This window comes from Halomonas qaidamensis (genome assembly GCF_025917315.1).
In the GTDB taxonomy this organism is placed as follows: domain Bacteria; phylum Pseudomonadota; class Gammaproteobacteria; order Pseudomonadales; family Halomonadaceae; genus Vreelandella; species Vreelandella qaidamensis.
Genome location: NZ_CP080627.1, coordinates 3,696,215 through 3,717,308, shown reverse-complemented (window position 1 = coordinate 3,717,308; position 21,094 = coordinate 3,696,215). Strand labels below are relative to the sequence as shown.

21 protein-coding genes are annotated in these 21,094 nt (G+C 51.9%); 14 read left to right on the top strand and 7 right to left on the bottom strand.

Going from position 1 to position 21,094, the window contains the following annotated elements:
* Positions 1 to 70 precede the first annotated feature (70 nt).
* The 3 genes from ppk2 (at position 71) to aqpZ (ending at position 2,996) form a co-directional block, all read left to right on the top strand.
* Entirely contained in the window at positions 71 to 1,153 is a 1,083-nt protein-coding gene (gene ppk2 / locus K1Y77_RS16760) for a polyphosphate kinase 2 (RefSeq protein WP_030071560.1), read from the top strand.
* A 118-nt stretch (positions 1,154 to 1,271) separates the two neighbouring features.
* Positions 1,272 to 1,841: a histidine phosphatase family protein gene (locus tag K1Y77_RS16755; RefSeq protein WP_264429656.1), complete on the top strand. Its 570-nt coding sequence runs from the start codon at positions 1,272 to 1,274 to the stop codon at positions 1,839 to 1,841.
* A gap of 405 nt (positions 1,842 to 2,246) precedes the next feature.
* The gene (gene aqpZ, locus K1Y77_RS16750; protein ID WP_030071557.1) at positions 2,247 to 2,996 is read left to right on the top strand and encodes an aquaporin Z; all 750 of its coding nucleotides are present in this window, start codon (positions 2,247 to 2,249) and stop codon (positions 2,994 to 2,996) included.
* On the opposite strand, the gene K1Y77_RS16745 is transcribed toward aqpZ, so the two are convergent.
* Positions 2,993 to 3,604, bottom strand: a complete 612-nt coding sequence (locus tag K1Y77_RS16745) for a DNA-3-methyladenine glycosylase family protein (RefSeq protein ID WP_030071554.1) — start codon at positions 3,602 to 3,604, stop codon at positions 2,993 to 2,995. The two genes, aqpZ and K1Y77_RS16745, sit on opposite strands and share 4 nt — an antisense overlap.
* A gap of 197 nt (positions 3,605 to 3,801) precedes the next feature.
* Here K1Y77_RS16745 and K1Y77_RS16740 point away from each other — a divergent pair, with 197 nt between their 5' ends.
* Together K1Y77_RS16740 and K1Y77_RS16735 are read left to right on the top strand one after the other, a co-directional pair.
* Entirely contained in the window at positions 3,802 to 5,001 is a 1,200-nt protein-coding gene (locus tag K1Y77_RS16740) for an MFS transporter (protein ID WP_264429652.1), read from the top strand.
* Between the two features lie 92 nt (positions 5,002 to 5,093).
* Positions 5,094 to 5,345: a hypothetical protein gene (locus K1Y77_RS16735; RefSeq protein WP_030071550.1), complete on the top strand. Its 252-nt coding sequence runs from the start codon at positions 5,094 to 5,096 to the stop codon at positions 5,343 to 5,345.
* Positions 5,346 to 5,368: 23 nt separating this feature from the next.
* Here K1Y77_RS16735 and K1Y77_RS16730 read toward each other — a convergent pair whose 3' ends face one another.
* Positions 5,369 to 6,064 (bottom strand): extensin-like domain-containing protein, encoded by a 696-nt coding sequence (locus K1Y77_RS16730; protein ID WP_264019094.1) that lies wholly within the window; start codon positions 6,062 to 6,064, stop codon positions 5,369 to 5,371.
* A 207-nt stretch (positions 6,065 to 6,271) separates the two neighbouring features.
* Here K1Y77_RS16730 and gmk point away from each other — a divergent pair, with 207 nt between their 5' ends.
* The 4 genes from gmk (at position 6,272) to K1Y77_RS16710 (ending at position 9,957) form a co-directional block, all read left to right on the top strand.
* Positions 6,272 to 6,904 carry a guanylate kinase gene (gene gmk / locus K1Y77_RS16725; RefSeq protein ID WP_030071546.1) on the top strand — a complete coding sequence of 211 codons (633 nt, stop codon included), beginning with the start codon at positions 6,272 to 6,274 and terminating at the stop codon, positions 6,902 to 6,904.
* Positions 6,905 to 6,992: 88 nt separating this feature from the next.
* Entirely contained in the window at positions 6,993 to 7,253 is a 261-nt protein-coding gene (rpoZ, locus tag K1Y77_RS16720; protein WP_030071545.1) for a DNA-directed RNA polymerase subunit omega, read from the top strand.
* Between the two features lie 44 nt (positions 7,254 to 7,297).
* Positions 7,298 to 9,430, top strand: coding sequence for a RelA/SpoT family protein (locus tag K1Y77_RS16715; protein ID WP_264429649.1), 2,133 nt, complete (start codon positions 7,298 to 7,300; stop codon positions 9,428 to 9,430).
* A 137-nt stretch (positions 9,431 to 9,567) separates the two neighbouring features.
* Positions 9,568 to 9,957: a RidA family protein gene (locus K1Y77_RS16710; protein ID WP_030071543.1), complete on the top strand. Its 390-nt coding sequence runs from the start codon at positions 9,568 to 9,570 to the stop codon at positions 9,955 to 9,957.
* Positions 9,958 to 10,146: 189 nt separating this feature from the next.
* Here K1Y77_RS16710 and K1Y77_RS16705 read toward each other — a convergent pair whose 3' ends face one another.
* Entirely contained in the window at positions 10,147 to 11,028 is an 882-nt protein-coding gene (locus K1Y77_RS16705; RefSeq protein ID WP_264019096.1) for an SDR family oxidoreductase, read from the bottom strand.
* A 149-nt stretch (positions 11,029 to 11,177) separates the two neighbouring features.
* Between K1Y77_RS16705 and K1Y77_RS16700 the strand changes: the two genes are divergently transcribed.
* Both K1Y77_RS16700 and recG read left to right on the top strand, forming a co-directional pair.
* Positions 11,178 to 12,107, top strand: a complete 930-nt coding sequence (locus K1Y77_RS16700) for a hydrogen peroxide-inducible genes activator (RefSeq protein WP_030071541.1) — start codon at positions 11,178 to 11,180, stop codon at positions 12,105 to 12,107.
* Positions 12,104 to 14,182 (top strand): ATP-dependent DNA helicase RecG, encoded by a 2,079-nt coding sequence (gene recG, locus K1Y77_RS16695; protein ID WP_030071539.1) that lies wholly within the window; start codon positions 12,104 to 12,106, stop codon positions 14,180 to 14,182. The genes K1Y77_RS16700 and recG overlap by 4 nt, the downstream gene beginning before the upstream one ends.
* 14 nt (positions 14,183 to 14,196) lie before the next feature.
* Here recG and yccS read toward each other — a convergent pair whose 3' ends face one another.
* The 4 genes from yccS to K1Y77_RS16675 form a co-directional block, all read right to left on the bottom strand.
* Entirely contained in the window at positions 14,197 to 16,443 is a 2,247-nt protein-coding gene (gene yccS, locus K1Y77_RS16690) for a YccS family putative transporter (RefSeq protein ID WP_264429647.1), read from the bottom strand.
* A gap of 302 nt (positions 16,444 to 16,745) precedes the next feature.
* Complete coding sequence (locus K1Y77_RS16685) at positions 16,746 to 17,102, bottom strand: hypothetical protein (protein WP_030071535.1); 357 nt, start codon at positions 17,100 to 17,102, stop codon at positions 16,746 to 16,748.
* Entirely contained in the window at positions 17,102 to 17,374 is a 273-nt protein-coding gene (locus K1Y77_RS16680; RefSeq protein ID WP_018918476.1) for an HU family DNA-binding protein, read from the bottom strand. The genes K1Y77_RS16685 and K1Y77_RS16680 overlap by 1 nt, the downstream gene beginning before the upstream one ends.
* Positions 17,375 to 17,478: 104 nt before the next feature.
* Positions 17,479 to 18,672 carry an NAD(P)/FAD-dependent oxidoreductase gene (locus tag K1Y77_RS16675; protein ID WP_264429636.1) on the bottom strand — a complete coding sequence of 398 codons (1,194 nt, stop codon included), beginning with the start codon at positions 18,670 to 18,672 and terminating at the stop codon, positions 17,479 to 17,481.
* A gap of 87 nt (positions 18,673 to 18,759) precedes the next feature.
* Here K1Y77_RS16675 and K1Y77_RS16670 point away from each other — a divergent pair, with 87 nt between their 5' ends.
* From K1Y77_RS16670 to phoB, 3 genes are all read left to right on the top strand, one after another.
* Complete coding sequence (locus K1Y77_RS16670; RefSeq protein ID WP_264429634.1) at positions 18,760 to 19,356, top strand: chorismate--pyruvate lyase family protein; 597 nt, start codon at positions 18,760 to 18,762, stop codon at positions 19,354 to 19,356.
* A gap of 34 nt (positions 19,357 to 19,390) precedes the next feature.
* A complete protein-coding gene (gene ubiA / locus K1Y77_RS16665) occupies positions 19,391 to 20,281 on the top strand; it encodes a 4-hydroxybenzoate octaprenyltransferase (RefSeq protein ID WP_030071526.1) in 891 nt (296 codons plus the stop codon).
* Between the two features lie 123 nt (positions 20,282 to 20,404).
* Entirely contained in the window at positions 20,405 to 21,094 is a 690-nt protein-coding gene (gene phoB, locus K1Y77_RS16660; RefSeq protein WP_030071524.1) for a phosphate regulon transcriptional regulator PhoB, read from the top strand.

Sequence of the window (21,094 nt, the reverse complement as noted above, 5' to 3'; positions counted from 1 at the left end):
AATGAGTATTACGGTACGATGCTCTTTAAAAGGCGATTAATACCGTGTTGCAAAAGAGGAAGAGGCTGTCATGGTAAAAACAAACACAACCAATAGCGACACGTCACCCCAGGCGAAGGCACCAGTACCATGGGTGGATGAATTTAGCGTGATGAAAAAGACCCATGGTGCACAGGAAGCCCAAGCTGCTGCTATTGCCGATATTTTGGGTCTCAAAGGCCCGCTGCCTGAGTCTCATGAAGAAACGCTAAAAGCCGTGGCAGACATTATTGATGGGGCGTCACTTGATGATGTAGCCGAACTGAAAAAAGCGCTGACGCATTGGAAGCAGTTTGATAAAGGCCGCGCAGTGTCTAAAGACGAAGCGTTGGTCGAAAATTGGAGAACAGCAGCTTATCCGTACAAAAATCGTCTATCTCGCAAATCTTATGAAAAACAAAAGTACTACCTGCAAGTAGAGTTATTGAAGCTGCAGTCGTGGATTAAGAAAACTGGTCAGCGTGTCGTGATTGTGTTTGAAGGGAGGGATGCAGCAGGTAAAGGGGGCACCATTAAGCGTTTTATGGAGCATTTAAACCCCCGAGGATCACGAGTGGTCGCGCTTGAAAAACCCACTGAAACTGAGCAAGGCCAATGGTATTTTCAGCGTTACATCACACATTTGCCAACTCACGGCGAACTGGTGCTGTTTGATCGTTCCTGGTACAACCGAGCAGGCGTAGAGCGAGTGATGGGGTTTTGTACTGAGAAGCAGTATCAAGACTTTTTACGTCAAGCACCTGAACTAGAACGCAATTTAGTAGGCAGTGGCCTCCACTTAATTAAGTTCTGGTTTTCGGTTAGTCGCGAAGAACAGCAGCGGCGCTTTAAAGAACGTGAGCTGCATCCGCTTAAACGTTGGAAGCTTAGCCCGATTGACTTGGCATCGTTGGAAAAGTGGGATGAGTATACTGAGGCCAAAGAAACCATGTTTTTCCATACGGATCATTCAGAATGTCCTTGGGTGGTGATTAAGTCGAACTGTAAAAAGCGGGCACGCCTAAATGCTATGCGCTATGTGTTGAACGCGTTCAACTACGAAGGTAAAGATATTAATAATATTGGGGCTACTGATCCGTTGGTGGTAGGCCGTGCAGAGTTTGCTAATGGTTAGCGATTAAGCCACCTAGCTCTGCCGCTAACAATAACGGTTAAACGTTGGCCGTATTAATTGAGACTGAAACGTAAGGCATCGCTGCCTGCTGGTCACCATCGACTGAGGATGCCTCACTATGCCTATTTTAAGAACTCTCTTTTGCACGCTTCTCGTCGGCATTCTCGGCATACCGCCTAGCAATGCTTACGCAAACGAAACCACCTGGCAGGCGCTGCAAGAGGGAGGGCTGGTGATTTTGATGCGTCACGCACTGGCCCCTGGCATTGGTGACCCGGCTGGGTTTGAGCTTTCTCAGTGCGACACCCAGCGTAACCTTTCAGCCCAGGGGCGCGCTCAGGCTGAGGCAATTGGTCGTTCATTTCGTGACCGGGATGTGCCTATTGCCTTGGTGTATTCGTCTCGTTGGTGTCGGGCACTGGAAACCGCTGAGCTAATGGCGTTGGGCCGCGTGGAATCAACCCCCTGGCTTGATTCGTTTTTTCGCCAGCGCAGTGAGCGAGATGATCGCACGCAGGCGGCGCGTGAGCACATTGCTGCTTGGCAGGGTCCAGGCAATTTGTTGTTGGTGACTCATCAGGTCAATATTACGGCGCTCACAGGCGGCGGAGTGAGCTCAGGCGAAATGATCGTTGTGCGCCCAACGGGCGATTCGTTTCAGGTGGTGGGCCGATTAAACGATAAGTAGTGATAACGCTTCTTTGATGGCTCATATTAGTTAATTAAAAAACGATGCTAAAGAAACACTTTTTAGCATTTCAATGTGTTTCATAATTTTTATTGCTGATATATTGTTTCTTATTGTTTATTTTAAATGCATTGGTAATATTTTGTTGCCTGGTTTTAAAGGCTGTTATATAAATCTCGCTTTTATTGTGGGTGATTAGTTAAATGAGTTTCTTCGCTAATTCGCTATAATAAATTTTAACAATGCGGTTAGTGTTAAAAGCTAATTTCTTACTTTTCACTAATTAAAAAGTGTCGTGCACTGAGTGCGCGCATTACTGCGTACATACTAATGGGTGACCTTATGGGTGCTTAATTAGGTGGCGTGGTATTCCCAATGGTACTTGGTCATTAGAGGAGTAGTGATATGAAAAAGTACGCAGCGGAGTTAATCGGTACGTTTTGGTTAGTATTGGGTGGTTGTGGCAGTGCGGTGTTAGCAGCGGCTTTTCCAGACGTAGGTATTGGCCTATTAGGGGTGTCGCTGGCATTTGGTTTGACGGTTGTTACGATGGCGTATGCGATTGGGCATATTTCAGGATGCCATTTAAATCCTGCGGTATCGGTAGGACTTTGGGTGGGAGGGCGCTTCCCTGCTAAAGAGTTGCCTTACTACATTGGTGCGCAAGTAATAGGTGCTATTGTTGCCGGTGGCGTGCTGTATCTCATTGCGAGTGGCCAAGCAGGGTTTGATGTGACTGCTGGGTTTGCCTCCAATGGGTATGGAGAGCATTCACCCGGCGGTTATAGCATGACGGCGGCGTTACTAACGGAAGTCGTAATGACCATGATGTTTATCTTCATCATTATGGGGGCAACCGACGGTCGCGCTCCGGCTGGGTTTGCGCCGTTGGCGATTGGCTTGGGCTTAACGCTTATTCACCTAATTAGCATTCCGGTTACCAATACCTCGGTGAATCCAGCGCGTAGTACGGGCGTTGCTCTGTATGTAGGAGACTGGGCGACAGCTCAGCTGTGGCTGTTCTGGGTAGCGCCAATGCTCGGCGCGGCGTTAGGGGCATTAGCGTATCGCTTTATTGCTCAGCCTGTGTCACTTATAGCCCCGCCATCTTCTTCTGATCACGACGATGATCTGACGGGTAAGATTGTTCCTTAAAGCGGTTCTCCACGATAGTAGTGCCATAAAAATAGCGAACCCACGCTACGCCAGGGGGCCCAATGTTCAACTAACTGGCGAGCCTGTTTAGGCGTGGGTTTGTCTTCCAGCTTTTTTAGACGGCCAAGCGCTACACGTAAAGCAAGGTCGTCGGCGGGAAATATATCCGTGCGTTGGAGCGAAAACATCAGGTAAATTTCGGCGCTCCAGCGTCCAAAACCACGCAGTTGAGTGATGGCGGCAATCGCCTCGTCATCGCTCAACATGGCCAGTCCGTCGGCACTGAACGTGCCTGCAAGTTCTGCCTCCGCCAGCCCTTTGGCATACTCAACTTTGCGCCAGGAAAGCCCTGCATCACGTAGCGCTTGGTCTTCAACGTCCATGACTGCTTTCGCGTGCAATTCAGGTAGCAATGAAGTCACACGGCCCATAATGGCGCGGGCTGCTCCCGTTGAAATCTGCTGGCTAACAATCGTGCTAAAAAACGTTGCGAAGCCTTGGTCGCGCTGGCGCGGTGCGGGTGCGCCAACGAGCGGGTAAGCTCGGGCAATATCGGGGTCGGCCTTAGCCAGTGCCTCCATGGCGAGCTCGATAGTTTCTAGTGTCATGAATAACCTGCCTGTCTATAAAGTTAAAACACACTAACAAAACTAGGTCATTAGTGTTTTAACCTACAGGAATTACCTTATTCGCCCGCTAACTTTTTTAGTGTCGCATATTTCTACTTTTGTCTAATCCTGCGATCATTTGTCGCTATACAAGACCGTTTTGTTAAGCAGGTGTGAGTGCGCCTGGGGAGAAAAGTATGCAGGCGTCGTCATCGGGATTGGCACGTAACCCGCGATTGGCAGAAGTTGTGTTGGCGTTAGGCGGGTTTGGAATTGGCACCAGCGAATTCGTCATTATGGGATTAATGAACCGTGTCGCGGAAGATCTCGCCGTCACGGTGCCCCAGGTGGGCTACGCCATCAGCAGTTATGCCCTTGGAGTGGTGGTAGGCGCGCCACTGATATCTGCCTTTGCAGCGCGTGTACCTAAGCGTGCATTGCTCATTGTGCTGATGTTGGTATTTGCGGTTGGTAATATCGCCAGTGCAATGGCTCCAGGGTTTTGGTCATTTGTTGGGCTGCGCTTTATCGCTGGGTTGCCCCATGGTGCTTACTTTGGTGTAGCCGCTTTAGTAGCGGCTGGCGCAGTGCCGGTTGATCAGCGGGCGCGGGCTATTTCACGGGTAATGATGGGCTTAACATTGGCGATTTTGATTGGCGCGCCGTTAGGCACATGGACAGGCAATCTATTTGGCTGGCAAATTGCCTTCGCAGCGGTAGGTGTTATTGCATTGCTGACGGCGCTGTTGATTCGCCTGTGGGTGCCTGTACAGCCATTCGATGCGTTAGCAAGCCCGTTACGCGAGTTGTCGGCATTGATAAAACAGCGGGTGCTGGTAACGGTGGCCATTGCCTGTATTGGCTGTGGCGGCATGTTCTCGATTTTTAGTTATGTGATGCCCACACTTACTCAGCAAGCGGGTATGAGTGAAGCGCTAGGGCCGATGGTGTTAGTGATTTTTGGCCTTGGCTCTATTGCTGGCAATTTAATTGGTGGCCGCGCAGCGGATAAAAACCTAATGCGCGCGATTCCCGCTACCTTGGTGTGGTGCGCAGTGATTCAGGGGTTGTTTTATTTCGCTGCCAATAATGTTTGGACAGGTCTGTTATTTGTGGGGTTGGTAGGCACTAGCATGGCGTTAGCACCTGCGCTGCAAACCCGTTTAATGGATGTAGCAGAAGATGCCCAAACGATGGCGGCTTCACTTAACCATGCTGCTTTTAATGGGGCAAATGCGTTAGGAGCGTGGTTAGCGGGTTTAGTGATTAGCGCAGGTTTCAGCTGGTCAAGCACGGGGTTAGTCGGTACCGGGTTAGCACTCTGTGGGCTAGTGATTTTTGCTTGGGGGAGCTGGCTTGAAAAGCGTACTTTTAGAGCGGCTAAGCATTACCAATAAGCGGTGAGTAAGCGTGGGCGGCTGCCGCTAAATTGACAAAAACTGTAACTTTTATCTAGGGTGACTAGGTGCAATCCATATGGAGGTGACCTATGCATACCCGATTAATCAAGATGCCGCGTTTGTTAACGTTGAGTGCTATTACCGCAGTAACCTTGGTCTTAGCAGGCTGTGGTTCCACTACGGGCGAGCGGACAGCCAGTGGCGCAGGGGTAGGCGCTGCTGTTGGGGCTGGTGCTGCCGCTGCTACGGGTGGCGACGTTACGCAAGGCGCGGCGGTTGGCGCAGGTGCAGGTGCTGCGACAGGGGCCGCGACGGACGAAGACGATATTAGCCTAGACTGATTGGCCTTAACCAACCCCGCGAGTTAGCGACATAGCCTGAAGCCGCGCATGCCTAAGTGAAAATGGTCAGCATGTGCGGCGTTGTAGTCTGGCCCTAGCACATTGCCAAAGGTGTCGCAGGCACCGTCCCTTGCTGCTCTTAAGAACTCCCCCGCTTCACCGTCATCATCCCAGTGATTAATTAGCGTAATGCGCTGGCCGTTTTCAAACTGAAATCCGACCACATCCAACGCTTCCGCGGTGGCGTGTTCACTGCGTCTGCCAGTTTCGCGGCCGTAAACATTACGGCAGGCAAAGCTGCCGACGTGATTAACCTGGGCCACTTGGCTGCCCATGATCTCCTGGGCGGCGGGTTGCAGCGCGTGGCGCTCGTACATTACCCAGGCCAGTGCCAGCGGGCAGGTGGCGACAAAGCTTTGGTTGAAGCGAACGGTGCTTGACTGCACACGTACGACATTTGTGAGTGGACAACTAGCGGTTGGGGAGTAATCGGCTAATGGTGTGTATCGAAGCTCGTTTGTTGGTGCGGTGTCTAGGGCCGCTAAGCAGGCTTTTGGGTCATCGTTTAGACGTTTGAGCTTTAGCTGGGTGATGGGCGTTATAGGATCATCAATATAGAGCGGCGCCCAGGGCGCCCAATGGCGGGGTATCTCAATCAGTCCTTTTTGGAGCGCTACCCCCAAGGCAATAAAGCATAAAATAACGAGGGTACTGCGCATGATGACCTCCTTGTGACTGCGCTGAAACGCTACAGTCCATAGCATAGGTGTGCGATACTGCGCGCATACTTTATGCACGCACAGTACTTGATGAGCAGTACTTGATAAACAAGACAACGCCTTACCGTTGCCCTGTTTATCTTCGCTAACGATTTTCCGCTGACTATCATTTCGCTATCTATCTTTTGCTAATTAGGGAAGCGCTTCATGTCCCAGGGTACGCTTTTTATTGTTTCTGCCCCGTCAGGTGCTGGTAAAACCAGCTTGGTTCGTGAGCTGATCGAGAGCCTGGATGGCATTCAGGTGTCGGTCTCTCATACCACACGAGCTAAGCGCGAGGGAGAAGTGGATGGTGTGAATTACCACTTTACTCACGTAGCCGACTTTGAAGCGATGATAGAGCGTGGTGAGTTTTTCGAGTATGCCAAGGTCTTTGATAATTATTACGGCACGTCACTGCGTGCGGCGCAAACCGTACTGGATGCAGGGCAAGATGTTATTTTAGAGATCGACTGGCAAGGAGCGCAGCAGGTACGCAAACAAATGCCCACAGCGGTATCGATTTTTATCTTGCCGCCCTCGCGTAGCGAGCTTGAACGCCGCCTTTCTAGCCGAGGTACCGATGAACACGCAGTGATCGCGCGGCGTATGCGTGATGCCGTTAGCGAAATGTCTCATTTTGATGAATATGATTACTTAGTGATCAACGATGATTTCACCACAGCACTTCAAGAGTTGCAGTCGCTGGTGATCAGTCGCCGCTTAACACGTCAGGCGATGCAGGCGCGTCATGCGCCACTGCTCGATGCGCTCTTGTCACAAGCGCCTAGCGTCGAGTAATCTAGCAGGTTCCATTACCACTTTTTTGCTGGGCCAGTGGCGTTTCCCCACAACGCTGGCCCAGCGTTGTCATTACAGGAAGACCCCCATGGCTCGCGTAACCGTTGAAGATTGTCTGGAAAATGTTGAGAACCGCTTCAAGCTGGTGATGATTTCCACCCAGCGCGCGCGTCAGCTTGCGCGTGGCTCCCGTGAAGCACAACTGCCCTGGGAAAACGACAAGCCTACTGTTATGGCGCTGCGCGAGATTGCTGCTGGCCTTGTAAATCACACTGTGCTGGATGAGCCAGTGGAAGCCCCGGTACGTGTTCGTCCCGCGATGACACCTACCACACATATCGACGACTAAGGTTTACTAGAGACTGGACTTAGAAGCGACTAGGGGCGCGGTAAATGTTCACCATTGATGACCTGGCCGATCGACTCGGCGGCTATTTACCTCCGGATGAGATTCAACAGGTCAAACGCGCCTTTTATTATGCCGAGCAAGCCCATGACGGCCAGCGCCGCCGCTCGGGCGAACCTTATGTTACCCATCCGCTAGCGGTCGCCAATATCTTGGCCAACATGCACATGGATCATCAAAGTTTGATGGCTGCCATGCTGCATGATGTCATTGAAGATACGGGTGTCTCCAAAAAGGCGTTATCTGCGCAATTTAGTAAGCCTGTTGCCGAACTAGTCGATGGTGTTTCCAAACTGACCCAGATCACCTTTGAAGACAAAGCTGTCGCTCAGGCGGAAAATTTCCAGAAGATGGTGTTGGCAATGTCGCGGGATATCCGCGTCATTATTGTAAAATTAGCCGACCGTCTACATAACATGCGCACGCTGGGTGCCTTACGGCCAGATAAAAAGCGCCGTATAGCTCGGGAAACGCTGGAAATTTATGCCCGTATTGCGGGGCGTTTAGGCATCAATACGATTCGTGTTGAGCTGGAAGATCTCTCTTTCCAGGCGATTCATCCTATGCGCGCTGAGCGCATTAAACGCGCGGTGGCTAGCGCCCGGGGTAATCGGCGTAGTGCGATGCGAGAAATTCAGTCATCGCTGCAGCAAAGTTTGGACGACGAAGGGCTGAAAGGTACTGTGATCGGTCGGCAGAAGCATCTGCTGTCGATTTATAAGAAGATGCGTGATCAGCGTAAGCCGTTTGCGGAAATCATGGATGTCTTTGGTTTTCGCATTATTACCGAAGATGTCGCTAGCTGCTATCGCATCCTGGGGGTAGTGCATAATCTCTATAAGCCTGTGCCAGGGCGCTTTAAAGATTACATTGCCATCCCAAAAGCCAATGGCTACCAAAGTCTTCACACCACGCTGTTTGGTCAGGGTGGAATGCCCATTGAAGTGCAAATTCGCACCCGAGAAATGGAGGCGATGGCTAATAATGGCATCGCTGCCCACTGGCTCTATAAAGCCGGGCAAACTACCCATCCTATTGCTGAAGGCAGCCATGCCCGCGCTCGGGCTTGGGTAAAAGGGCTGCTGGAAATGCAGCGCCATGCAGGGGACTCGCTAGAGTTTATCGAACACGTCAAAAACGACTTGTTTCCAGATGATATCTACGTGTTTACCCCCAAAGGCGACATTATGGAGCTTCCTCAGGGCGCAACGGTGATTGACTTCGCCTACAGCGTACACACTGATATTGGTAACAACTGTATTGCTTGCCGTATTGATCGCCACTTGGCACCGCTGTCTACGCGTCTTGAAAGTGGTCAAACGCTGGAAATTATCACCGCTCCTGGAGCGCGGCCTAACGTAGCGTGGCTTAATTTTGTTACCACGGCTAAAGCGCGTTCTGCGATACGCCATGCTTTAAAACACCAGCAGCAGGCTGAAGCGATTACGTTAGGGCGGCGTTTATTGAACAAAGCACTCGCCCCCTTTGAGACCAGCCTGGAAGAACTCGATGAAAGCGTATTTGCTAAAGCTCTTAAAGAACTTGATGCTGCCTCATTAGACGCGTTGCTTGAATCAGTTGGATTGGGAAACCGGATGGCTCATGTGGCAGCGCGTCGTTTAGTCGATGCTGCTCATGGTAGTAATTTTGACTATATCCTCAGCACGGATAGTGACAAAGCGGTAGTGATCAGTGGCAGTGAAGGTATGGTAATTACCTTTGCCCGATGCTGTCATCCCTTACCGGGTGACCCCGTGGTTGGCCATTTGTCAGTAGGTAAAGGGCTAGTCGTCCATCGCAGCGAGTGTAAAAATCTTGGTGAACGTAAGAACGACCCCGAGAAGCTATTTGCGCTTGAATGGTCGGACACGATAGATGAAGACTTTCCGGTCGCACTACGCATTGAAATTGAGAGCCGTCGTGGGCTGGTGGCCGAGCTGGCTGGCGTGGTGACCGATGCCGACGCAAATATCGAACGTATAGGTATTGAAGAGCGAGATGCTCGGCTTTCAATTGTTAATTTAACCTTATCCGTCAAAGGCCGCGTGCATCTTGCGCGCATTATTAAGCGTATTCGCAACCTTCCTAATGTTGGCAAAATAACCAGAATGAGCAATTAAACACCCGTGAGTAGGCTGCTGGCGTTGGGCTGGCAGCGACTGCTATGGCGGGCCATAAGAATTAATATTTAAAACTACCACTATATCTATAACATACATCTAAAAATACGTTAAACACGACAGGAGAGTGCTATCTCATGAGCAATAAAGCGGTTATTAACACTGAAAAAGCCCCCGCTGCAATCGGCCCTTATTCACAGGCGATTAAGGCTGGCAATACGGTGTATCTTTCGGGCCAGATCCCACTGAATCCAGAGACAATGGACATTATCTCTGACGACTTTGAGGCGCAAGCGCGTCAAGTATTTACTAACTTGCAGGCGGTTTGTGAAGAAGCAGCTGGCTCGCTTGGTGATATTGTTAAGCTCAACTTATACCTTGTTGATCTGGATAATTTTGCGATCGTTAATAAGGTAATGGAAGAGTTTTTCTCACCGCCTTTCCCTGCTCGCGCAGCCGTTGGCGTGAAAGCGCTGCCTAAAGGCAGCCAAGTGGAAGCAGAAGCGGTAATGGTAATCGGCGACTAAGTCATCGGGCTTAACGTTGCCATCCATACGAGCGAGCACTGTTTAATTACGTGCTCGCTCTTTTTTGAGGTGGGTATGAATGAGAATAGTGAGGCGCTAAATAAGGTTGAATAAGTTAGCGCCAAGTAAGTTAGAAAATTTACGTTAGTGAAAAGTAAGTTAGCGAAAAATAAGTTAGTGAAAGAGCAGTTAGGCTTTTTGTGGCGCCAAGAAACCACCTTCTTTTAACACCTGTGCGTAGCCTTCTTTGTAAGTCGGGTAGCGGAACTGGTAGCCCATTTCACGAATACGGCTGTTGTCGCAGCGCTTGCTGGTTCGGCGGCGCAGTGGTGATTGCATGGTATCGGTAGATTCGACATTTAGCTGCTTGGCTAGCCAGGCCATCACGTTATGCAGGGTGACGGGCTCGCAGTCACTGCCTAAATAAAGCTCTGCTAGCGGCATACCTTTTTCCTGACAGCGGATTAAGTGCGCCAAAATACCGGTGCAGTCATCACGGTGAATACGGTTAGAGTAGCTAACCGGCGTAACTGCGGCAATGCGACCTTCCGCAACTTGGTGAATGAGGCGGTCTCGTCCAGGGCCATAGATGCCGGAAAAACGCACCACTGTACCGGGTAACGGATGCGTAATGAGTGCCTGTTCAGCATCACACATCAATTTACCAGAAAAACTGGTTGATTCTGTTGGACTATCTTCGCTAACGACTTCGCCTTCCTGCTGTCCGTAGACACTGGTTGAGGAGACAAAGAAGATACGTCTTGGCGGTGTTTTGTGCTGTTCGAGTACGCCAAGCACACGCTTTAAACCGTCTGGGTAGGCGCTTTGGTATGCGCTTTCTTCGAAACGGTCAGCGCTAACGGTGTAAACAACATAATCAGCATGGGGCAATGCATTAGCATCAGCACTCTCAAGATCGTTGAGATCCAGTGCTAACGGCTCAATGCCGGTGTCCTTTAACGTTTCGACTTGGCGGCGCACGCCGATGACACGATGCCCTTCACTGAGTAGCTCGCGTCCTAACGTTATGCCAATATCCCCGCAGCCAATAATCAATACCGTTAGCTTCATCTTGCGCACTCCTGTTGATTAATATTCCCTATCAGATACAAAGTCCCTATGAGATGTGCCATCTTCAATAGGGTTTGTTTGTCCTTTTCCATCTCGCTATCACGATTACCTGTAACGAGCTGCAACGAGAGGATGCCTCTGGCACCGCTATGACTTTAACAGAACTACGCTATATCGTAACCCTTGCCCAAGAGCGTCACTTTGGTCGCGCTGCTGAACGCTGCCATGTTTCTCAGCCAACGCTCTCGGTGGCAGTGAAAAAGCTGGAGGACGAGCTCGATACGCCGCTGTTCGAGCGTTCGAAATCGACCGTGCAAGTCACCCCGCTGGGAGAAAAAATTGTGGCTCAAGCACAGCGCGTGCTGGAGCAGAGCCGGCTTATTTATGAAATGGCCAATGCCGGCAAAGATCAGCTGGCTAACCCGCTGCGTATTGGTGCTATTTATACGATAGGCCCTTATTTATTCCCGCATTTAGTGCCAGCGCTGGCGAACGCCGCACCGCAAATGCCGCTGTATATTGAGGAGGGCATGACCAGCACACTACGGGCGAAGCTGCGCAGTGGCGAGCTAGACGTCATCATCGTGGCACTGCCTTTTACAGAGACTGATGTGGTTACTAAACCGATTTACGATGAACACTTTGAAGTATTGATGCCCGCTAGTCACCGCTGGGTAAGCCGTGAGGCGATCTACAAAGAAGACTTATTGGAAGAGCGATTGTTGTTGCTAGGCGAAGGGCACTGTTTCCGTGACCAAATTCTAGAAGCGTGCCCAGCGATTACCCAAAAGCTCAACAGCCCGAACAATACGCTGATTGCCGAGGGCGGCTCGTTGGAAACGATTCGTCATATGGTCGCCTCGAAGCTGGGAATTACGGTGCTTCCTCAGTCGGCATTGGGGACCGACCAGTATGAAAATGCCATGCTGGTCAGCCGTCCCTTTGTTGAACCCGCTCCATCGCGCACCGTTGCTATTGCTTGGCGGGCAAGCTTCCCTCGGCCAAAAGCGATAGATGCGCTAGCCAAGGCGATCAGCCAATGCCAGCAACCCGACCATAAGGCCAGCATATCCTCATGAGTGAGCTTTCTGCACCGGTTTCGTCGCTAAAAGGCGTGGGTGAGGCGCTCGCGCTGAAATTAGCGCGAGTGGGAGTAGAGCGCGTTAGCGACCTCTTGTTTCACTTGCCGCTGCGCTATCAAGATCGCACACGGCTAACGCCTATTGGCTTATTGCGGGCGGGCAGTGAGGCGGTAGTAGAAGGGGAAGTTACTGCCTGCGATGTGGTGAAAGGGCGTCGGAGAAGTTTGTTAGTCAGGTTGCGTGATGGCAGTGGTATTTTAAGTCTGCGTTTTTTTCATTTTTCCCCTGCCCAGCAGCAGCAAATGCGTCCTGGTGTCACGGTGCGCGCGTTTGGAGAGGCGCGGGCAGGGGCAACCGGGCTGGAAATCTATCATCCGGAATATCGGCTAAGCGGCGGTAGCGAAACGCCGGTAGAGGAGTATTACACGCCGATTTATCCTACTACGGAAGGGCTGCATCAAACGCGCCTTCGCGCACTTACCCAGCAAGCACTTGCGCTACTGCAACGCTCGCCTGAGTCGCTGCCGGAGGTGATTCCCGATGACCTGCGCCAGCGGTTTAACCTGCCTGGGCTGCATGCCAGCCTGCAGCTGCTGCATCAGCCACCTCCAGATGTAGATTTAGAGCAGCTTGCCCATGGCTTTCACCCCGCCACACGTCGGTTGGCGCTGGAAGAGTTATTGGCCCACCAGCTTAGCCTACGTGAAGTGCGTCTGCGCATTCAAGCTGATGGTGCGCCATCGCTGCCGTCAGGCCGCAGTCTACAAGCCCGCTTTTTAGCCCAGCTGCCGTTTGCCCTAACGGGGGCGCAGCGCCGCGTGCTGGAAGAAATTACCCTAGACCTTTCACGCCCTGCCCCAATGCTGCGGTTAGTACAAGGAGACGTCGGTTCAGGGAAGACCGTGGTGGCGGCAATGGCAGCGCTTTCAGCCCTGGCGGGTAACTGCCAGGCAGCGATGATGGCACCAACGGAAATTCTTGCTGAACAGCACTACCGGGCGTTTAAAGCCTGGTTTGAACCTCTGGGCATCGAAGTAGCCTGGTTGGCAGGTAAACTAAAAGGTAAAGCGCGATTAGATGCCAAAGCCGCCATAGCCGATGGTCGCGCCCGCATGGTGGTGGGTACCCACGCGCTGTTCCAAAGCGACGTACACTTTCAGTGTTTGGGGCTGGCGATTATTGATGAGCAGCACCGTTTTGGCGTCCATCAGCGCCTAGCACTGCGTGAGAAAGGTGAAGCGGGCGGGCTAACACCACACCAACTGATCATGACCGCGACGCCGATTCCCCGTACGCTGGCTATGAGCGCTTATGCTGATTTAGACGTGTCGGTGATTGATGAGCTGCCGCCAGGGCGTACGCCGGTTAAAACGGTGGTGGTGTCTGACGAGCGGCGGCCTGAAGTGGTTGAGCGCATCCGTAATGCCTGTAGCGATGGCCGTCAAGCCTATTGGGTGTGTACGCTGATTGAAGAGTCTGAGGTGCTGCAGTGTCAGGCCGCCGAAGTCACCCGTGATGAACTAACCCAGGCGCTGCCTGAACTCGCTATTGGTCTGATTCACGGTCGTATGAAGGCCAGTGAAAAAGTTGAGGTGATGGAGGCCTTTAAAACGGGCGAGCTCGACCTGTTGGTAGCCACCACGGTGATTGAAGTGGGTGTGGACGTACCCAATGCCAGCCTGATGATTATCGAAAACCCGGAACGCCTGGGGCTTTCTCAACTGCACCAGCTGCGCGGCCGAGTAGGGCGCGGCAGCACGGAAAGCTTCTGCGTATTGCTTTATCATCCGCCGCTATCAAAAAGTTCTCGGGAGCGCCTGGGCGTCATGCGTGAAACCACCGACGGTTTCCGTATTGCCGAAAAAGACTTAGAAATTCGTGGCCCTGGGGAAGTGCTCGGCACACGTCAAACCGGCCTGGCCCAGATGAAAATTGCTGATCTTGAGCGTGATGCCGACCAGCTAGAGCGTGTCACCGCCCTTGCTCAGGCGCTTCAAGGCAATGCTGAAGTCACTGCTGTCTTAGTACGGCGCTGGCTCGGCGAAGCCGCCGGCCGCTATGGGCAAGTGTAGGGCGTGATGCAACGCTAAGCAGCGGTGCTCGCGTTAGAGTGATTCTCTACTGGGTCGTCAGTTAACCGGTTGGCGGCTTCACCAAGTGGGCCTAGCTGTGCTGCAATCAGGCGGAGCTGACTTTGTATGGGGCGGTAAAGCGCCACGGCTTTTTCATTTTCCTTTAGGCCTTGTTCATCCTGAGTTTTCTTATCTAATGCGTCAACGGCATTCTGCTCTAGCTGTGCCAGGAGGTCGTTGACGTGATCGGCCAGCGGAGTAACAGGCTGGCGCTTATCAAGCTGTTCTGCGAGTTGCCCCATCAGCTTGCTGATACGTTTAGCAAGTGGCATGAGGGCGGCATCATCTTCATCGTCTGCTAACTGGTGACGATGGGCACCGAGGGCAGATAAATGGCTCAGCAGCGTATTAGAGAGCACCAGAAAGCGTAGGCCGTTGTCTGCATCTTGTTTACGGTAGTGGCCTGGCTCGTGGAGCATATTGGTAAGCAGCGTTGACAGCGCGGCATCGGCATTATGGGCATTGCGGCGGGCTAACCGGTAAGCCAAATCGTCTTGTTTCCCATCCTCGTACTGATGCACTATTTCATCCAAATAGCGGCGATGGTTGACGAGCACATTGGCCGCTTCTCGATACAGTTTGCGGCCTTGCCAGTCGGGGAGAATAAAAAATACTGCCAGCCCTGCAATTAGTGAACCGATCAAGGTATCAAAAAGGCGCGGCCAAATCAGATTAAAGCCATCACCTACTTGGTTGAAGCTACATAACACTAGGAGGGTGATAGAGGCGGTGGCGATCACATAATGCTTTTCACGGTTGGCAAAAAATGAGACTCCCGCTGCCACTGCAATCATGCTTTGAATGCTGGCCTGGGGGAATAGGCTAATCGACGCCCAGCCGGCAATTAAGCCAAGCACGGTGCCCAGAATACGCTGGGAGAGAAAGCGCCGCGTGGTGGCAAAGTTAGGACGGCAGACAAATAGTGTGGTTAGCAAAATCCAAAACCCCTGTTCTGGGTCGAGCCACTGGAGCAGTCCATAACCCACTAATAGTGCAATCGATAGGCGTAATGCATGGCGAAATGTTGGAGAGTTCAGCGTCAAATTTAGCTGAATACGTTTCCATGCTTCTAGCACGCTAGACGGAGAGCGATCATAAAGAGAGCTATCACGGTGGCTATCATTGGTGTCTGGGTTATGGGCGCTGGCAATCTGCGCTTCCAGGGTAGTGAGATTGTCGGCAAGCGCATTGAGTGGATGCATCAGCGGACGCCATTCTGCTTTTCCCTGTTCGTTTAGGTTGGCGATAGAGGCACGTAGATCGGCGAGTGCCTGCTCGCTCTGTTCATGACCAAAGGGGCGGTTAAGTAGCAGCGACTTGGCTAGCTGTCGGCAGGCTCGTCCTTGCTGGTCTAAAAGTCGTTGGCAACGAAAGAGGACATCGTGGTGGAAAAAAGCTTCAGTGAGTGCGCTATAAGGGTAGTGAGTAGAACTTGCCCGTTCGTGAATATCCTGGGCGATAAAATAGACCTGTAGATAGCGGTTCAGTTTGCGGCTGCCGCGCTGGCCTTCTAAGCGGCGGAAAATCATCTCTTTTGCTTGGTTGAGGGCATCGACCACCTTGCCGTTTTGTCTAGCTAGTGCCACACGACGGGCTTCCAGGTCTACCCCACGAACAGGTTCAAACAGCGCCGACTTCAATATTAAAAATTCACCTAGCGCTTTATATACCCTGGCCATGCTTTGCTTAACCGGTTGACGCGAAAAAAAGGCGCACCATAAGATCGAAATAAATCCGTACCACGCTGCCCCGGCAAGCAACAGCCATTGTCGGGCAGCCACGTCTTCGTCAACGCCACCGTGCTGTTCAATGTTGATCATCGAATAGATCGATAGGATTAATGTGCCCGAGGCAATGGTGGCGTATCGTTGGCCAATGGCACCCAGCATAATCAAAGTGAAGGTAGAAACTGCTAGCCCTACTGCAAACAACCACGGCCATGGGAAAAGCCACTGAACGATAAACGAGGCTGAAGCAAAGCAAGCAAGGGTGACTAGTAGTGCTTGTAAGCGTCCCTGCCAGCTGTCATCGGTTTCAGAAAGAGCGCTCGCAATAATGCCCAAAAATAGCGGAATCACCAGCGCGATGTCACCCGCAAAACCACTAAATAGCAACGCCCCACTGAACGCGATAAACACGCGCAGGCTATAGGCGAACTTATCTAGGGTCCAAAGACGCCGCAAAGGCAAGGATATCGGCATAGAGGCTCTTAGCGTTCTCTTTTTTAGACTTTAGTTTAATAATTAGTATAGAGGGAATGGCCTGTGCTTGTCTTTACCTGCCGTTATCAATGACAGTGTTCTCCCTCACGTTTACTGACACTCCCCGCCCAGCCGGCTTTATAGGTGAGTGGGCGGACAAACTCGCCCCAACCCGCATCAATACAGCACCTTGGCGGTACACGCTTATATCACCGCCCGGTTGGGCAATGCTTTACACGCTGAGTGGTAAACAAAAAGAAAGGAAGAAAAAAGCCCGCCACTTTAAGGTGGCGGGCTGTTTATTACATATTTTTCAGTAGCTTCTGTAGCTTGTTCATATCAGCAGAGTCGCCCACTAGGCGAACTTCACCGGCTAGCATACCGTCGAGAAAGGCCTGTTGTGTAGGTTTCTTGAGTATTTTTAACGCGGTATCTTGATCGCGGAAACGTAGCTCAAGGTCTAGGTCAACGGGCAAGCCTTTGCCGGTAGTGATGCCTTTTGGTGACATTCGATAATACCGTGCAATGCTTAGGTCTTCCGTGGCAACACCCCAGTCCAGACCGCGCATTCGCTCAAGCTGTTCCCGAAAGCGCGGTTTGCGTCGCAGGGCTCTTTTAAGCAGTAAGCTCAGTAGCCACAGCGTCAGCTTGAGTTTCATTAGGAAACGGCGTCCTTAAGCGCTTTGCCTGGCTTAAACGCAACGTTTTTGCTGGCAGGAATCTGCAGTGGCGCGCCAGTTTGTGGATTTTTGCCAGTACGTGCAGCACGTTCGCGCACGGTAAACGTTCCAAAACCAATGAGAGCGACATCTTCACCTTTGGCCACGCTATTGGTGATTTCGTCCAAGATAACGTTGAGCACTTGACCTGCTTTGTCTTTGGATAGATCAGCGCTTTCAGCAATGGCGGCGGCGAGTTCAGGTTTGCGCATAAAGGTATCTCCCTATGTGAAAATCAAGCGTAAGTTCATCGATGTTATTAGCAGCATTGCTCAGCTGGTTAGCTTTTTCAGCTTAGCCGTAAATGCGGCGAGAATCAGCCTAGCAGCGCAGGGGCCGTTCTGGAAAGCTCCACTTTCCTTCTCACGCAGCCACCTGTCAACGCAAATCCAATCAAACGTCCGTCTTTATTTTCAGCAATGGCTGTCATTTCGTTTCCTTCTCCCTCAATTTGCCACCGTGCTGGCGTGGTTGCAGGTGGGTAGGCAACAACGGGTAGTAAGGGCGTTTTTACTATCACAGGCCATGCGCCAAAGCTGACGCTGGTTGGCTTTCCGGTAAGTGTCGATGTCAGCGCTTTTATGCACGCTTGCAAGGGCTGCACGTACATTGCATTTACGTCCTCAACGCAAGCCACATCGCCTAACGCAAATATGTGGGGTTGCGAGGTGCGTAATTGGCGGTCAACCATGATGCCGCTGCGGGACACCGCCAGCCCGGCAGTTTCTGCAAGCTCGCTGCGCGGCGTTAAGCCGGTGGCCAGTAACGCTATGTCGGCAACATAGTGGTCGCCATTATCAAGGTGCAGCGATAGGGCATTGTCGGGGTTAAGCGTCAGTGTTTGTAGGGTGCGCCCTAAAGCAAGCTGAATACCTGCTGCTTGAAAAGCGTTACCCAGTGCTTGGCCTAACGGTTCGGGCAGTAGACGTGGCAGTGGCGCGCGCTCTGGCGCAATAAGGGTGACTTGATGGCCGCCAGCATATAAGTCATTAGCGAATTCACAGCCCACCAAGCCAGCCCCCACAATTGCTACCCGTGCAGGCGCTGCCGCCAAGGCATCATAAAAGCGGCGATACTCGTCTAAATCGTTCACCGTAAAGCACCGTTTGGCGACGTTTTCCGGCACGCTAAAGGGTGTACGTGGCGCCGCGCCAGTCGCTAGTACAAGGTCATCGTAGTGAAGCTGATGACCGTTACTGAGTACTATGCGCTGGTTATCCACATGCAGGTGTACGACCTGGGTGTGGGTAATTAGCTCGGCATTAAGCTCTTCGGCAACGTCGCGGGCGCTGCGCTGTGCCAGCTGGTCGGGCGTTAAGCGCTTCGCAAAGCCGGTGGAGAGCAGCGGTTTACTGTAATCATCGCCGCTATCCGCGCTGATGAGGGTAATGGTGCGTGTATCGCCTTGCCGGCGCAAGGCTCGTGCAAGGCCAATCCCCGCCATGCCAGTGCCAATAATAATCAGCGCTGAATGTGAGTTGGACAGTAGTTGTGTATCGATTGCGGGCATGCAGTCACCAAAAGTCGGTGGAACAAAAGCCAGTATGGTCACCATGTTACACTAGCTCTATATGTATTGACCGCCTCGGAGACCCTGGTGAACGCCCCTACTTTTCGGCAAGCCTCTCTAGTCCCTCACCAACTCGTTACTCATCGACTATTTACTCATTGGCTACCCGTTGCGGCGGCTCGTCCTGGGATGAGCGCCCCGTGGTGGCAGTGGGTAGCCTCGAAGGATTCCTTGACAACACGGCTAACCGTCGCAGGCGACATCAAGGCGTTTCGGGTGCAACTGCTGCGCCAAACGGTTGGTTTTCCCCTGCGTGATGAAGCGCTGGCGCTTGGCATTGCCCCGCGACGCTATGCCTGGCTAAGGGAAGTGGCACTGTGTGTGGGAAATAAACCTTGGGTGGTTGCGCGCTCGGTAGCGCCACTTAGCCAGTTACAAGGCAAAGGCTTGGAAGGGCTGGGCGAGCGCTCGTTAGGCAGTTGGTTGTTTCGACAGCCCGATCTAGTGCGTGGACCGCTTTACGCTACCCGCCATCAGCCACGTTTTGTCGTCGAACAGTCTGCGCTATTGGCAGACAGTGTATGGGGGCGGCGCTCAGTGTTTCAGCACAGCGGACTGTCGCTATTGGTACAGGAATACTTTTTATCAAGCATGGCAGATGATCTTGACCTGCCTTCGCGCTAGGCTAGTGCCAGCGTATTCTTTTTGAGAGGTAAGCATGGATCGTTCTCTGTTGCGGCCAACGGGATGGGCCCGAGTGGCAGATTTTTTACATTTAATGCGCTTAGATCGCCCGATTGGCACCTGGCTACTGATGTGGCCAACGTTATGGGCGCTTTGGATAGCGGCTGACGGTGTGCCTGAGCGTAATGTGCTGCTAATTTTTATTGCTGGTGTGTATGTGATGCGTGCCGCGGGCTGCGTGGTCAATGATTACGCTGACCGTCACTTTGATGGCCATGTAAAGCGCACTAAGCATCGCCCATTAGCCACTGGGCGTATCAGTGAAACCGAAGCGCAGCTACTGTTTATCGCGCTGGTTGCCGCCGCTTTCGTTTTAGTGTTGCTGACCAACTGGTTTACGGTGCTGCTTTCAATCGGCGGTGTTGTTTTAGCGTTTATTTACCCCTTTATGAAGCGGTATACCCACTTCCCACAAGTGTTTTTAGGAGCGGCGTTTTCTTGGGCGATCCCCATGGCATTCGGTGCAGTATTGGGGTACGTTCCGTTTGAAGCGTGGCTGTTGTTTAGTGCGAACGTTTTATGGACAGTGGCTTACGATACCCAATACGCCATGGTCGACCGCGACGATGACCTTAAAATTGGCATTAAATCTACCGCGGTGCTGTTTGGTAGTGCTGACCGCTTTATCATTGGTGTGCTGCAAGCAGCGACATTGTTGCTACTTGCATGGGTGGGAATACGTGTTGGTTTGGGAGGGTTTTTCTGGCTTGGGTTAACGGGGATGGCCGCTACGTTTGCCCACCAACAGCGGCTAATTGCTGGCCGTGAGCGTGACCGCTGTTTCCAAGCATTTCTAAACAATCACTGGTCTGGCTTATTGATTTTTGCAGGAATAGTACTGAGTTGGTGGCCAATCACTGGCTAAATATCGTCTTTGTCATAGAATTGTCATCAAGTCATGGTGTTATCGTCATTGACATGTCACTGAACTGTTTTGTTGAACTGTTCTTTCGAACCAGTTTTCATTGAACACCGTGAGGCCCCTGGAATGACCGCCAAGACCGTTTTGATTGTCGATGATGAAGCGCCTATCCGCGAAATGATCGCCGTGGCGCTTGAAATGGCTGACTATCGCGTACTTGAAGCGGATAACGCCCAGGATGCCCACGCCATGATGGTTGACCATCAGCCAGATCTACTTTTGCTGGATTGGATGATGCCCGGTACCAGTGGTATTGAACTGGCAAGGCGTTTGAAGCGTGAAGAAGCGACAGCAGAAGTGCCTATAATCATGCTAACCGCCAAAGGCGAAGAGGATAATAAGATTCAGGGGCTTGAAGCTGGCGCTGATGACTATATCACCAAACCTTTTTCGCCCCGTGAGCTGGTAGCGCGCTTAAAAGCAGTGTTACGCCGTACTACGCCTCGTGGCGTCGAAGATCCTATCGAAATCAATGGCTTGCTTTTAGATCCTGTCAGCCATCGGGTGAGCGCTTATGGCAAAGCATTGGAAATGGGGCCGACAGAGTATCGTTTGCTGCAGTTCTTTATGACCCACCAAGAACGCGCTTACACACGTAGCCAGTTACTTGATCAAGTGTGGGGCGGTAACGTGTATGTTGAAGAGCGTACCGTAGACGTCCACATTCGTCGTTTACGCAAGGCCCTCGGGGAAGCCCACCAAAACCTTATTCAAACGGTGCGTGGCACTGGATACCGCTTCTCTGCCCGGGTGTAA

Coding starts and splice junctions, on each gene's coding strand:
- yccS (WP_264429647.1), bottom strand. CDS start 16,443: ATGCCGATATCCTTGCCTTTGCGGCGTCTTTGGACCCTAGATAAGTTC.
- aqpZ (WP_030071557.1), top strand. CDS start 2,247: ATGAAAAAGTACGCAGCGGAGTTAATCGGTACGTTTTGGTTAGTATTG.
- K1Y77_RS16700 (WP_030071541.1), top strand. CDS start 11,178: ATGACTTTAACAGAACTACGCTATATCGTAACCCTTGCCCAAGAGCGT.
- K1Y77_RS16685 (WP_030071535.1), bottom strand. CDS start 17,102: ATGAAACTCAAGCTGACGCTGTGGCTACTGAGCTTACTGCTTAAAAGA.
- recG (WP_030071539.1), top strand. CDS start 12,104: ATGAGTGAGCTTTCTGCACCGGTTTCGTCGCTAAAAGGCGTGGGTGAG.
- K1Y77_RS16740 (WP_264429652.1), top strand. CDS start 3,802: ATGCAGGCGTCGTCATCGGGATTGGCACGTAACCCGCGATTGGCAGAA.
- K1Y77_RS16745 (WP_030071554.1), bottom strand. CDS start 3,604: ATGACACTAGAAACTATCGAGCTCGCCATGGAGGCACTGGCTAAGGCC.
- K1Y77_RS16710 (WP_030071543.1), top strand. CDS start 9,568: ATGAGCAATAAAGCGGTTATTAACACTGAAAAAGCCCCCGCTGCAATC.
- K1Y77_RS16730 (WP_264019094.1), bottom strand. CDS start 6,064: ATGCGCAGTACCCTCGTTATTTTATGCTTTATTGCCTTGGGGGTAGCG.
- K1Y77_RS16675 (WP_264429636.1), bottom strand. CDS start 18,672: ATGCCCGCAATCGATACACAACTACTGTCCAACTCACATTCAGCGCTG.
- K1Y77_RS16705 (WP_264019096.1), bottom strand. CDS start 11,028: ATGAAGCTAACGGTATTGATTATTGGCTGCGGGGATATTGGCATAACG.
- K1Y77_RS16715 (WP_264429649.1), top strand. CDS start 7,298: ATGTTCACCATTGATGACCTGGCCGATCGACTCGGCGGCTATTTACCT.
- rpoZ (WP_030071545.1), top strand. CDS start 6,993: ATGGCTCGCGTAACCGTTGAAGATTGTCTGGAAAATGTTGAGAACCGC.
- gmk (WP_030071546.1), top strand. CDS start 6,272: ATGTCCCAGGGTACGCTTTTTATTGTTTCTGCCCCGTCAGGTGCTGGT.
- ppk2 (WP_030071560.1), top strand. CDS start 71: ATGGTAAAAACAAACACAACCAATAGCGACACGTCACCCCAGGCGAAG.
- K1Y77_RS16680 (WP_018918476.1), bottom strand. CDS start 17,374: ATGCGCAAACCTGAACTCGCCGCCGCCATTGCTGAAAGCGCTGATCTA.
- K1Y77_RS16735 (WP_030071550.1), top strand. CDS start 5,094: ATGCATACCCGATTAATCAAGATGCCGCGTTTGTTAACGTTGAGTGCT.
- ubiA (WP_030071526.1), top strand. CDS start 19,391: ATGGATCGTTCTCTGTTGCGGCCAACGGGATGGGCCCGAGTGGCAGAT.
- K1Y77_RS16755 (WP_264429656.1), top strand. CDS start 1,272: ATGCCTATTTTAAGAACTCTCTTTTGCACGCTTCTCGTCGGCATTCTC.
- phoB (WP_030071524.1), top strand. CDS start 20,405: ATGACCGCCAAGACCGTTTTGATTGTCGATGATGAAGCGCCTATCCGC.